The organism is Caballeronia arvi (assembly GCF_001544695.2).
Lineage (GTDB): Bacteria > Pseudomonadota > Gammaproteobacteria > Burkholderiales > Burkholderiaceae > Caballeronia > Caballeronia arvi.
In genome coordinates this window covers 39,889-52,507 of sequence record NZ_FCOM02000007.1, presented here as the reverse complement: position 1 = coordinate 52,507, position 12,619 = coordinate 39,889, and the positions used below count along the sequence as shown (strand labels likewise).

The 12,619-nt window shown below is 64.1% G+C and carries 8 protein-coding genes; all 8 read right to left on the bottom strand.

Annotated elements, in window-relative coordinates; genetic code table 11:
- Nucleotides 1-2: 2 nt before the first annotated feature.
- The 8 genes from AWB74_RS10650 to AWB74_RS10615 all read right to left on the bottom strand — a co-directional run bounded on the left by AWB74_RS10650 (nt 3) and on the right by AWB74_RS10615 (nt 12,584).
- Nucleotides 3-5,804 (bottom strand): hypothetical protein, encoded by a 5,802-nt coding sequence (locus tag AWB74_RS10650; RefSeq protein WP_061146748.1) that lies wholly within the window; start codon nt 5,802-5,804, stop codon nt 3-5.
- Nucleotides 5,805-8,003 (bottom strand): transglycosylase SLT domain-containing protein, encoded by a 2,199-nt coding sequence (locus AWB74_RS10645; RefSeq protein ID WP_061146747.1) that lies wholly within the window; start codon nt 8,001-8,003, stop codon nt 5,805-5,807. It abuts the gene before it with no gap.
- The gene (locus AWB74_RS10640) at nt 8,003-8,611 is read right to left on the bottom strand and encodes a hypothetical protein (RefSeq protein ID WP_061146746.1); all 609 of its coding nucleotides are present in this window, start codon (nt 8,609-8,611) and stop codon (nt 8,003-8,005) included. The genes AWB74_RS10645 and AWB74_RS10640 overlap by 1 nt, the downstream gene beginning before the upstream one ends.
- Nucleotides 8,611-9,069: a hypothetical protein gene (locus tag AWB74_RS10635; RefSeq protein WP_061146745.1), complete on the bottom strand. Its 459-nt coding sequence runs from the start codon at nt 9,067-9,069 to the stop codon at nt 8,611-8,613. Before AWB74_RS10635 ends, AWB74_RS10640 begins: the two co-directional genes overlap by 1 nt.
- Nucleotides 9,070-11,136, bottom strand: coding sequence for a hypothetical protein (locus tag AWB74_RS10630; RefSeq protein ID WP_061146744.1), 2,067 nt, complete (start codon nt 11,134-11,136; stop codon nt 9,070-9,072).
- A complete protein-coding gene (locus AWB74_RS10625) occupies nt 11,136-11,795 on the bottom strand; it encodes a hypothetical protein (protein WP_061146743.1) in 660 nt (219 codons plus the stop codon). Before AWB74_RS10625 ends, AWB74_RS10630 begins: the two co-directional genes overlap by 1 nt.
- Before the next feature lie 68 nt (nt 11,796-11,863).
- Complete coding sequence (locus AWB74_RS10620; protein WP_061146742.1) at nt 11,864-12,082, bottom strand: hypothetical protein; 219 nt, start codon at nt 12,080-12,082, stop codon at nt 11,864-11,866.
- A gap of 46 nt (nt 12,083-12,128) precedes the next feature.
- The gene (locus AWB74_RS10615; protein ID WP_061146741.1) at nt 12,129-12,584 is read right to left on the bottom strand and encodes a Bbp16 family capsid cement protein; all 456 of its coding nucleotides are present in this window, start codon (nt 12,582-12,584) and stop codon (nt 12,129-12,131) included.
- Between the last annotated feature and the right edge of the window lie 35 nt (nt 12,585-12,619).

The window sequence follows — 12,619 nt, the reverse complement described above, 5'->3', positions numbered from 1 at the left end:
GCTCACTTTGACGGCTTGCCAACGATCATCGCTGCGGCGCTGGCGTCGCCGTTTTGCCACGCCATGTACCCCGTTGCCACCCGGTCAAGCAGCCCCGCCGGGTAGTGCAGAAGGTCACCGGCGAGCTTGTTCACGGCGCGCAGCGCGCTCTCGTCGACTTCGCCCTGCTTCGCCTGTTTCACGAACTGCCCGAGATCGGCAAGCGGAGTAAGCGGCGTCGGGCCGGTGTAGTCGAAGCCCTGCAGAATGCTCGACAGCTCGCGCACGCCGACGCCCATGCCGAGCGTATTGCCGAGCAGTTCTTGAAAGTAATCACCGGCCATCTGCATTTGCCAGTCGTCACCGTCGCCCTGATGCCCGCGCAGGTTCGCGACGGCGGCAGTATAGAGCGACGGCAGCGCGATCGCGATCATGTACGCCGACGCGAGCCGTGCAACGCCGCCCTGCCCCTTCGCCTTCGCGAGCAGGTTGTACTGTGCATTCAGCGCCGAATAGAACGTCGTGAACAGTTTCGCGAATTGACCGCCCCGCATGATCTGCGGCTGATCAGCGATCATGCCCGAGCCCTGCGAATCACGCACGACCTGATCGGCGTACGAGACGGCCTTCGCTTCGTCCCCGGCGAAGTCGTTCAACCCCTTCCGGTACGCGCCGAGCCACGTCGGCACGTCGACATGGCGCTGCGTGTATTCGATCATCCACAAGAACGAATCCTTCACGCCTTCGATCACCGGCACCGTGCGCTGCGCGGCCGGCAATGCCTGGCTGATCGTTTCGATCAGCGGGTGAGCGCCGGCGTCGATCTGGTTCCGGATCTCGCGAATGTCACGGTTCATCGTCTGCCCGCGCAGGCGCATGAAATCCGACTTCGCGTACACCGAGTCGGTGACGTTCTGGCGCTGCACAGCCGAGCCCATGTACTCGATAAGCCCGCGGCGCATGAAGCCCGTACCGATCAGCGCGGCCGACGGACCGAACCCGCCGAACTGCTTCAGGGCGCTGATGACGTTCCAGCCGAGACGCGACACTATCGTGCCCTTGCGCAGGAACGCGAGCGCGGCGTCCATCGCGTGTTTCGATGCCACGTCACCGAGCGCGATCGACTTCGCCGTTTCTTTCATCGTCGACAACACTTCGGGGCCGTAGTGCGTACGCACGGCGTCACCGAATCGACCGCTGCCGAGCACGCGGTTCGTGTCAATCAGCCACTCGTGCCAGGCGAGATCGTGCAGCACTTCCTCGACGTGCTGCGTGATGACGCCGAGATCCTTACGCACCGGACGATTCACGTCTTCAACGCGCGACTCGGTGAAGCCGCGGCGCGTCGTCGCGCGCGTGACTGCCCCGCCGAGCATCTGCTTCAGCGTCGCGGATTCCTCGTGTTCTTCGGCGCGCGTCGAGCGCACCGGGTCGTATTTGATCGGGTAATACCCGCCGCGCATCGTGTCGCCCTGCGGGTTGATGAAGGTCTGCGCTTCGACCTTTTCCGGCCGCACGCCCGTCACGCGGTATTGCTTCTCGGCAATCTCAGGCCAGTACGTGTCGATGTGATCCCACGTCTTTTGCACGAACTGCCAGTCTTCCTTCGTCAGCGTCTTGAGAATCGCCTGCACTTGCTGCGGCGTCCACTTGTCGCCAGTCATCACGCGGCGCTGGTTCGTCTCGTTGCCCCAATTCAGCGCGACAGCAAGCCGGCCTTCTTTCGACAGACTCGTGTCGATCTCGGGAATGTACGTCTTCGTGCGCAGATCGCCATGCTTCACGATCGGCTCGAAGATCTCGCGCAGCGCTTTCGTCGCTTCGCTGCGGCGCTTCGCTTCCCAGTCGCCGCGCTCGTTCATCGGGCGCACGATCTTATCCCACAAGAAGCCGCCATCTTTCCCGTCCATCTGCTGCAGCAGACTGGCGAGCGTGCGGTGATCCGCGAGGAAGCGGTTCGCCTTCGCCTTGATCTTGTCGGCGAGCTGGTTCGACTCGATCTTATCCGGCAGCGTTTTCTTCGCGTTCGACTCGATCGTGCCGACGGCTTCCTCGATGAACGCATTGAATTCGCGCTTGTCGGCGAGAGTGAGCAGCTTCTGCTTCAGGCGTCCGAGATGCTCGATGTTGCGCACCGAGTCGATCAGCCCGCGCATCTCGTCGATCGTCATATCTTTGTACGATTTCCGATATGCCTCGTTAAGCAGCGACTCGGGGATCACCGGCGTCAGCCCTTCTTCGGTGCGGGCTTCGACCCACTTCACGAGGCTTTCGCGGCGCGCGATGTCTTTGCCCGTCACCGACGAGCGCAGATCGAACCGGTCGAGCAGCGCCTCGATCTGGCTGCGATAGTCGGGGTCGATCGTCTTGCTGACCGTCTCGAACTTGCGCAGGTAGCCGATGCCCTTCGTGACTTCGGTCGCGGCGTTGCGCGCGGCGCGTTCGAGCTGGTTGTTCAGCAGCTGGTTGCGCTTCTGTGCGGCGGCTTCGTTCAGATCGCCTTTGCGCAGCGCTGCGTCGGCCAGCTTCGCGGCGCGCGCTTCGGCGGCGGCGTACTTCGCCGCACTGATCTCGCGCACCTTCTTGTTCGCGATCGTGTTCTGCGCGACTTCGCGCGCGGCGCGTTCGAGCTCACGCACGGGGCCGGTGGCTTTCGCGAGCGCCTTCAGTTCGGTCGCGATAAAGCGCGTGCGCACTTCGTTGTGGATCGCTTCGTTTGCCGCGCGATTCATCGCCGCCGGATCGGTGATGTCACCGTACTTTTCAAGCATGCGCTGATCCGTCACGGCGTCGACGACATCCTTCTGCTTCTCGGATTCGAGCAGCTTGCGCACGAGTTCATCGCCAGACGAGAAGCCGAACAGTTCGGCCATGACGTCGGGGTGCATGCCTTCTTTCGCGGCGAGCCCGTTCTTACCGGTGTCGAGATAGCGCCACGGCGCCGCCTCGCCTTCACCGTACATTTCCTTCAGCGCTTCGAGTGACAGCTTCGTCGAGCCGCCGGCCGCGCTGTCGAGAATCTTGCGCTGCTTGTTCGTCTGCTTCGTGTCGTCGAGCTCGCCGCGTCGAATGAAATTCTCGGCGCGATAAACCGGCTCGGCTGCGACTTGCGCTTCGACTTCGGCGCGCGTCTCGCGGCGCTTCGCGGCGACGTCTTTCTGAATCTCACGCAGCGCGCGGATCTTCGAGTTGTCGGCGAAGCGCATGTCGCGCAGCGTGCGCGCGCTCAATTCGTCCGACGCTTCGAGCGTCGCTTCGTGACCGAGCTTGTGGTATTCGGCGAACTGCTCGGGCGTCATGCCGGCTTCTTCCGGCGTCGCGAACATCGGCGTGTACGCGCGCTCGGCTTCGGCGCTGCGGATCGCGTCATTCGTCGCGAGCAGTCGGTCGAACACGCCGCGCACTTCCGGTGACAGTTCGACGTTAAGCGCGCGCAGCGAGCGGTACACGTTCACCATCCACGCGCGCACCTTCTGAAACACGCCGCGCAGTTCGGCGCTCGGCGCCTTGCCTTCGAACAGGTACGCTTCGAAGCCGCGCGCAAACTTCTCGTGATAGTCGCGCTTCTGGTCGAGCGACATCTCGCGCCACTTCTCGGGCGTCGTGCCGAACCAATCCATAACGGTGCCGAAGTCTTTCGCCACGTCAGGCAGCGCGCCGTCGCGCGACATGTGCGCGAGCATTTCCAAATTGAAGTGCCCGAGCTCGTGCGTGAACGTCGAGAGATCCGCAGACTTATTCAGCGTGATCGTCGTCGGTGCGCTGCTGATGTCGTCAGCAAACGACAGCTTGCCGCGCGCGGCCTGGTCGACCGAGTTCGCGCCCGTCACGTCTTCGGCTGCGATGCGCAGCGGGTAGCGCTGATACATCGCTTCCGGCGTCACGCCCGCGCGCGCTGCGGCTGCGGTGTACGTGTCGCGCACGAGCGCGGCGTACACCTTGTTCACGTCCGGCGTGAAACGGTTCGCTTCGCCGAGCTGGCGCAGAATGTCGTCATGCACGACGCCCGCCGACTGCGCGACCGCGTCATCGTTGCCCTTGTCCGCGATCGTCTGCTCGGCGGTCTTCTGGAACTGATCGACGGCCGACTGATGGAATTCGTTCGCTTCCTGCAGCGTCATGCCTTCCGGGTCGGTCTTCAGGTGCGGCATGATCGCATCCTGCGCCTTGCTGCCCGCGATGTGCGCGGCGAAGTCTGCGACCGGGATCGTCACGTCGCCACCCGTCGCGAGCGCTTCCGGGATCTGCTTCGCGACGTCTGGCATCGTGCGTTCGATGTCGGCGAGCTTGAACCCGGCTTGCGCGAGCGCGTTCGCGAACGTGCTGCCGTCGACATACACGTTCTGCACCGGGCCGTTCTCGTTGGCCCGAGCGACGAAGTCGCGGAACGTGTCGGGATCGCGCGCGCGAAGCTTCGACTGCGCTGCGGCGTCAGCCAGGTTCTGCAGGTTTGCGCCATCGCTCGTCGCCGTCTCGGCGCGCGCTGCGTCGCGCAGCCAGCCGCCCGTCGCACGCCCCGCGCCGTGCAGACTGAAAAGCGTGTTCAGCCCGTAGTCGAAGACCTTCTGCGCGGTCGGACGATTGTCGAACGGGTTCGTGCCTTGGATCACGTCCATCAGCGAATTGACGCCCACGGCACGCGCGAGTGTCTGCACGATCGTGTTATCCGGCAGCACGCGCCCGGCCGCGCCGAAGACGCCGCCCATCTCAGCACCGTGCAGCCCGGCCATGCCGAGCGTCGCCAGTGCCGCGCTTGGCGTGCTCTGGTCGAGCGCCTGCCCCGTCGCGGTGATCGTGCTCGCAAGCCCGAGCGTCGTCGCCTGCGCTGCGACGTCACGCCCGATAGCCTTCGCGAACGATTCGCCCGCAACGTGCGTCAGCCCCGGCAGGCGTTCAACAGCGCCGGCCGCGAGCTTGAGCGGCGCGCCGAGCACGAAGCCGGCCAGATTGCCGGCGCCGCTCGCGACACCGCCCGCCGTCGTTTGCGCTTCACCGTTCGCGTCGGGCGCGAGCCCGGCGAGGAACGAGTTATAGAAGCCCTGCGCAAACTGCGTCGGCACTTCGGACATGCCGCCGACCGCGTCGCGCATCGCGCCGACCGGTACATTGTTGTCTTTCGCGTACTGCTGGATAAAGGCGTGCGCGCCCGCCGCGCCTTGCGCGTTACCCTCGCCCGGTCCCATGCCGAGCAGCCCGCGCGCCCAATCGGTGATCCGCGTGCGAAACGGAAGCGGGGAATTGTCCGGTACGATCGAACCCATCTGCGGCGGGTTGATCGCGAGACGCGTCTGCCCTTCGACGTCGTCGGTCATCTGCGCGTCGGGGCCGACGAGCGCGCTGCGCGGCATCGGTGCGTACGGCGCGGCGGGCGTCGAGAACAGCGACTTCGGCGTCAGGCCGTAGGTTGCGTGCTCAACGTTCTGCAGCGCGTCGACGTCATCGTGCGCGACGTTCGCATTGCCCTGATTCTGATAGAACGCTGCCGTGCTCGGGAACTGCTTCGACATACGGTCGAAGTCCATCGTCGACAAGTAGGCCTGTTGCTTGACCTGGTCGGGGAACTTGCGCGCGCTGTCGATCGGCACACCCGTCTGCTTCGACAGGCGCGAGAGTTCCGCCTCGTAATCCGGGTTCGCGCCGAACGCGATCGCGAGATTCGCCTGCGCGCCCTGCGACGTGTTCTTCAGATAGCCGTCGACCGCCGAGCCGGTGTCGACCGTAGGTGCGGCGCGCGGCGCGATCGGGCCGTCGGTGCTCGGCGCTGCGTCCGGCGTAAGCGGATTGGCGACAGGGGTCGTTACCTTCGGTGCGGTCAGATCGGCCATTTAGTTTGAGTTCGCCAGTACGGATTTTTGCGACAGGGTTTTCATCGTCCAATACGCGCCGAGCAGCTGCCCGTCCGTCGGGTTCGTTACGCCGCGCGCCTTGAAATCATTCGTGAGATTGGTCTTGATGTCGCCCGGAATGTCCGCAGCCGTCATCGACATCATGTTGACCGTCTTGTTCGAGCCGCTCGTCTGGAACGCGCCGAAGTCCCAATAGTTGCGAAACGTCAGCGACTTCGCGAACAGGGTGTCGATATGCTCGCTGATCTCGGCTTCGCTGAACTTCTTGCCGGCTTCCTTCTGCGCATCGAGGATCGAGTTCGTCACGAACTGGCGGATCGCGCCGACGCGCTCGGCACCGGTCACGTCTTTGCTCATACCGGTCATGCTCGGGCTCGGGTTGATGCCGATCGACGTCAGGCGCTGGTTCAGCGTCTGCGTCATCGCGCCAGTGTTCAGGCTGTTCGGCGAGTTCGAGCCGGTGCCGTTCAGAATGTCGGCTCGGATCTGCGTCAGGTGCTTGAAATCTTTCTCGTCAAAGTTCGGCGCCTGCGTCTGCCACTGATCGTTCGACATCTTCGCCATCACGTTCGGCGACGTGATGTACGTCTGGTACAGCGCCGTGTTCGTGCTGTTCACGCCTTCGTTCATCTGCTTCGCGAACGTCATCACCTTCGGCAGATCGTCGGGGTTCACGCGCGCGAGATCCGCCGGCGATACCGAGTTGATGTTGCCGCGGTTCGATGCCAGCGTGCGGTACACGCCGGCCAGGGTCGCGTCGTCCTGCTGCTTGATCGCGGCGGTCTGCTCGTCGTACTGCTGGCTGGCGAGCGTGACGGCGTGCGTCATCCATTCAGGTTTCTGCTGCAGCACCGGGTCGGCGCGCACGGCGTTGAGCACGTCGAGCTTCGACGGGCGTGGCACGCCGTTATTCGACTGCAGCGTGGCGACGTTGTTCTGCACGTACGCCTGCGTTTCCTTCGGCATGTACGTCAGCCAGTTGCCGGGCGCGCCGGCTTGCTGCGCCTTCGCCATCGCGTCGTCGAGCGTCTTCGGTCCGCCGTTGTACGCCGCCCACGCCTTCGCCGGATCGCCGCCGTAGTGCGCGAGCATCGCCTGCAGATAGTCGCGCCCGACGCGCGCACGCTCTGCGGGGCTGCTGTCCTGCGCCGGTCGCACGCCGAAGCCGGGATCAGTGTTCGTCGTCGGCATGACCTGCATGACGCCCTGCGCGCCCTTCGCCGACGTGACGGTCGAGCCGTCGGGGTTCGTCTCGTGCCCGCCCGATTCCGACTGAGTGGTGATCACCACCATGCGGTCGAACGGGCTGTTCGACAGCGCCGGGCCTGCGGCAGACATGACGCGCGTCACGGTGTTCTGCGCAGCCTGCGCGCCGAGATAAGACGTCATCTTGCCGTTGACTTTCAGCATGTCGTCGGCGGTCATGTCCGAGCCGTACTTCTTCAGCAGGCCATTCGCGTACGTGATCTGCCCTTGCTGCAGCGCCGTGTCGATTGCGTTCGACAGCGCGTTGCTGGTCATCGTGCGCTGGTTCGCTTCGATCTCGGTCGCGGCGTGCCCGCTGATCGTGCCTGCCTGATACACCGCTGCCTTGATCGTCTTGATGCCGGCGTCGATGGCGTCGGGGTCGTTATAGCTCAGACCGATCTGATTCGTCGCGAGCTTGATCGTGCCGTCTTGCGTCGACAGCGCGTACGACTTGAACTGTTGGCCTTCCCACTGCGTCGTCGCGCCGTGGAACTGCGTCGTGATCTGCCCGGCCTGCTCGGCGAACAGGCGCTGCTGCACCGGGTTCGATAGCTGGCTGCTGATCTGCGACGCGCTGTCGTTCAGCTTGCCGGTGTACTCGTCGGCAAGCGACATGCCGCTGTCGCGCTGCAGCGCCTTCAGCCCGGTCTGCGACTGCACGCCGGTCTGCGGGTTGTACATCAGATCTTGCTGCTGCGTCTTCAACTGATTCAGCGCGTCGTTCACCCGCGTCTGATTCGCGAGATTCTGCGCGTCGATCGCCATCTGCGATTGGACGTTTGCGGCTTGCCCGAGCGCATCGCCGAGCTGGCCGACTTGCCTCGTGCCCTGCGTGAGCAGATCGGCAGTCATCGCCGAGTTGACAGGCGTGGCTGAATCGGTCGTCGGTGCGACGCGCTGCGACGGGTCGAGTGTCGGAACTACCGGCATTATTGAACCCCTGCGCGTTGATTGCGGTACCAGTCGGACGCGATGCTCGTCGCGCTCGTGAGCAGCGACGTCGCGCCCGCAGTGGTCGGGCTGACGGAATTCGCCGCGGCGCGGTACACGCCCGAGTTATTGGCGTAGTTTTCCGACTGTGTCGTGTAGCCCATCGCGGCGCGCGCGGCGTTCGCGGTGATGGTGTCAATGTTCTGATCCGTGACCCACTTCGTCGACTTCTGCAAGTTCGCGGCGGTGCCCGAATTGATGTCGACGCCGTTCGCGGCGAGCGCCGCGCGCTGTGTCGCGATCGTCTGCGCGCCCTTGATAGCAACGTCGGATGCCTGCGCTTCGCCGCTGGTGACCGCGCTCGCTGCTGCGCGCTCCGCGATTAGGGCGTTAGTCGCCATCGCGTCGGCCTGCGCGTTGTCAGCGGTGCGCTGTGCGCCTGCGCTCGACAGAGCGGAAAACAGCTTCATGCCGGCGCCCGCCGCGCCGAGCGCGAGCGACACATTGCCGGCCGTCGCGACGCCGGGCGTGGCCGGCGCGGCACTACCGAAGGCGACAGGTGCGCCGCTGCCAGTTGTCGCGGAAACCGTATTTGGCGAAAGGCACATTATTTTTTCATCCCGAATCGGTGAAACGGTAAGCCGAGCACGCCGTACGGCGTTGTGCTCTGTTCGACCGTGAAGCCGAGCCGTGTGAGCCAGTGGATAGACTTGACGTTTCGCGCGTCGACGAAGTTCATCAGCGTGCCGTATTGTTCAGCCATACGCCTGACGTATGTGCGCCCGAGCTTCGTGAGTTGCTTCGGCGCGCGCTCGAGCGCGGCAGTGCCGAGCATCCACACCCCGCCGACGCCATCTGTCGGCGAAGCACCGAAAACGCCAGCGGGTTCGCCGCTGACCTCGATCGTCCAGCACGGCGACGACGCGTCAACGCCCGCACGCAGCACCGCGAGCGCGTCGCGCGCGCCGGTGCCCGCTTCCACTTCGTCGAGATCCGCCGGCCGCAGATGCGCGGCGATGTGCTCGACGTCCCCTTCGCGGATCTCGCGCACGATCAGCTTTGCCATTCAACCCCCGATAGATGCTTCGATCGTCATCGACGCGACGATCAGCGGTAGCGGATCGGTCTGTCGAACGCACACCGATCCATCCTGTTGCCACGACGGCGAAAGCGTGATCTCGATCTCGCCGGTCACCATTGCGGGCGGCGTACCGTACGGTTCCGTCTTGCGCTGCTTGAACTGCGTGAGCTTGTCGAACGAGGGGCCGGCGAAGACTCCTGACGAGTTGTGCACGCGCATCCAGATCTTGTTCACGTTCTTCGCGCGCCCCTGCCCGTACGCTTCCGTCGCGAACGAGAACGGCAGGGTCTGCAGGTCTCCAGTGATCGGCAGGCCGACCGCGACAACGCTGCCCGCGTGCGCGAGCGTGACCGTACCGTTTGTGACGGTCTGCTGCGGTTGCACTGCGCCATCAACGAGGATGCTGACCGTCTTACCCTCGATGTGACCGAGCCCGCTGACCGACGTAATATTCGAGCCGGTCACGAGCACGCCGCAGTCGACAAAGAAGCTGTCGGACAGCACGTCGACCTGGCGGGAGTGCATGCGCTCGACATAGCGCAGCAGCGCGCCATTGATGTTTCGGCGCACGATCGCGTACAGCACAGACTCGTCGCCTTCGGTAACGACGCACACCGATTCGAACGTGCCGTCGGTGTCGTGGTGATGCCACGCCGAAACCTTGTGCGAGGGTGAGTAGGTCAGGCCGAGCAGCGTGCCGTCAGACGAAACGCACCACACAATCGGGTACGGCGACTTCGAGTACGCCATGTCGGCGATCGTCTTGAAGTCGAACAGGTGCGGCGCCATGACGCTGATGTCCTGCGTCACGTACCCGCCGGCGTAGTAGTTGTACGTCATTTCTCCGACGTGCCCGCCCATCGCCATCGCGTACAGCAGCGAGTTGCTGACCGTGACCGGCACGACATTCGACGCACCGGTGTACCCCTGAGGCTGCACCGACAGCGTGCTCGGCGTGATCGCCTGCGTCGCTGAGCCGTTCGCTGTCACCGCCCATTCGGCGCTCGATGTGAGCAGCACAAGCTCGGACAGCGGCACGACATGACGGATCGTGTTCGCTTCGCGCGCGGCGATGCGATAGTTCAGCGCGTCGGTGTCGCGCGACGGTGTCGACATCGACAGGTTCGACTCGGTGCCGGTGCGCGTCATCCAGACGGTTTGCGGCAGATTGGTCGTACTGGCGAACACGCGGCGCTGCTGGTGGTAGCCGACCGCCGCTGGGTAACTGCCCGCGCCGCTGAACGGGTTCGCCAGCTCGGGCGGCGTCGTGCCGGTGTCGGGTTCGATATTGTTGTCAGTGATCGACAGATCTTCCGTCTGACCGATGAACGCGAAGATGCCCTGGTATTTGCGGTACACGTTGTATCGCGCCGCGCCCGCGACGGCGGGCCACGTAACGGCGTTCGTATAGCCCGACAGCGTCAGATCGTTGTTGCACGACGCAACGGGCGAAGCGAGCGATTCTTCTAGCGTGTTCGCGGCGAGCGCAGTGACGCAGTAGAAATAGTCGATGTACACCGGCGTGCCCGTCGAACCGTGCGTCGCGGTCGCGGTCGGCGTGCCGGGCGCCGCCATCGACGACACGAAGCTGATATCGGTGAGCGTCCAATTCGACGCGCCGAGCCGGCGCAGTTCCTTCGGCGGATAGCTCGGGTGCGTGATCGTCAGCACATCGGCAGACTGAACATAGTGCAAATCGAACAGATCCGCTTCGCCGTAAGGTGTCGCGACTTCGTAATAGGCTGTGCCGTCAGTCGTGAGCAGCGTCTCGCCCTGCGTGTGGAACCGGATATAGTTCGAGCCGAATTCCAGCACCATCGTCTGCGTCGTGCTGTACGAGAACGGGATCAGGCGACTGCGTGTCGCGCTGTTCTTCGTCGCGAGCACGAAGGCGAAGCCGGGCCGATTCGCGGCGGGGCCGTGCGGGAGCGTGATGAAATTGCGGCACGTCGCGAGCCCGGTCTGAAACTGATCGAGATCGACGCGCCCGAATAGCTCGGGCGTGATCTCGCCGGCCGCGAACGAGCGCGATAGGTTGCGGACATTTGGCATTATCGGTTCGCGATCCAAGACGGGTTGCGCTCGGACTGCGCGCGGGAACGGCGCCGGTTATTGGCGTCGCTGGTTTTCGCTTGCGAGATGCTGCCGATAAAGGCGCGCATCATGGCTTGCCCGACTTGCATGCCGGTGTCGCCCTTGATAACAGGCCCGGCGAGATAGGCGGCGAGCAGCCACGCGAGCGCGTCGACGAACTGCGCACTGAACTTGGTCGTGTCGGTCACGCCGCGGATATAGCGCAGTTGCGCGCCGGCCAGGTTCGTGTAAATGACCTGCGTGCCGTCGGCGAGCGTTTCGAGCTCGTACGGCACAGGTTCCTGATCGAAGCCGTGCCAGTGCTGACCGTAATCAACGCAATGGAAGTCGCTCACCGCATTCGGATCGACTAGATCGACGATGTTGCGGCAGTCGGACGGAAGCTGATACACGTATGTGAAGCCCGGCGGGGGCGTGTTCGACAGCGCGGCGAGCGTAGCGCGCGTCGTTGCGAACCCCCACTCGTGCGCTTCGAGGCACAGATCGCGCGCGATCGGATAGAAGCGCTGGCAATGCTCGGCCTGCGAGCTGCCCTCCGGCGGGCTGATGCTCGACACCGTGGCGTCGTCGCCAAGGTGACCGAGCGCGAGATTGCAGATATCAACGGCGCTAGCCATATCGAAACCCTCAAACAAAAACGGGAACCGCTCGGGCTCCCGTTTGTACTCACCTATGCGCGAGCCGCTTAGACCAGATCGCTAGTCACGTCGCGGCTTGCGCCGCCGATCGGGTTGTTGCCAGTGGTCTGTGCTTGCGAACCCGCGATGCGCTTCGTGCGCTTGCCGTCGAGCTTTTCCATCCACTTGTCGGAAAACGCTTCTTCGTTCTCGACTTCGAACTCGTCGCCGACTTCGCGGAACTGGCCGTGGTAACCCTGCGCGGTCGCGATGACTTTGATACCCATGCTTTACGCTCCAAGTAAGAGAGCCGGGCCGAAGCCCGGCTGCACGTTACGCGACGGTGAAGCCCTTCGCGTAATCGACCGTGCCGTTGATCGTCTGCATGTCCTTCACGAGGCCGGCGGTGATTGAGCCCGCGGTGGCATTCGAACCGGTCACGACATACTTCAGACCGACGTAGCGACGGAACTTACCGAACGGTACGTCGATGCCGACGAGGCGCGCCTTGGCGGTCAGCGATGCGACCGGGATCGCGCCGCTGTCGTAATGCGTGATGGGGTTCGTCGTCAGCGCTGCGTCATCGGCAGACACGAGCTGGATATTCAGTGACGTGAGCGTGGCGAAGTTCGCCGAGCCGACTTGCGCGAACAGGGTGATGTCTTCGCCGTCGCCGATGCCGGACTTCGTGTTTTGACCGCCGGGCAGCGTGTCGATGACGTTGCTCGAATTGGCCGACGCGGTGATCGCCTGCGCATCCGAGAACAAGCTTTGTTGATCGAGGATCATGGTTGCTGCTCCTATGTTCTGTGAACAGAGCAAGC

Coding starts and splice junctions, on each gene's coding strand:
- AWB74_RS10615 (WP_061146741.1), bottom strand. CDS start 12,584: ATGATCCTCGATCAACAAAGCTTGTTCTCGGATGCGCAGGCGATCACC.
- AWB74_RS10630 (WP_061146744.1), bottom strand. CDS start 11,136: ATGCCAAATGTCCGCAACCTATCGCGCTCGTTCGCGGCCGGCGAGATC.
- AWB74_RS10645 (WP_061146747.1), bottom strand. CDS start 8,003: ATGCCGGTAGTTCCGACACTCGACCCGTCGCAGCGCGTCGCACCGACG.
- AWB74_RS10650 (WP_061146748.1), bottom strand. CDS start 5,804: ATGGCCGATCTGACCGCACCGAAGGTAACGACCCCTGTCGCCAATCCG.
- AWB74_RS10620 (WP_061146742.1), bottom strand. CDS start 12,082: ATGGGTATCAAAGTCATCGCGACCGCGCAGGGTTACCACGGCCAGTTC.
- AWB74_RS10640 (WP_061146746.1), bottom strand. CDS start 8,611: ATGTGCCTTTCGCCAAATACGGTTTCCGCGACAACTGGCAGCGGCGCA.
- AWB74_RS10635 (WP_061146745.1), bottom strand. CDS start 9,069: ATGGCAAAGCTGATCGTGCGCGAGATCCGCGAAGGGGACGTCGAGCAC.
- AWB74_RS10625 (WP_061146743.1), bottom strand. CDS start 11,795: ATGGCTAGCGCCGTTGATATCTGCAATCTCGCGCTCGGTCACCTTGGC.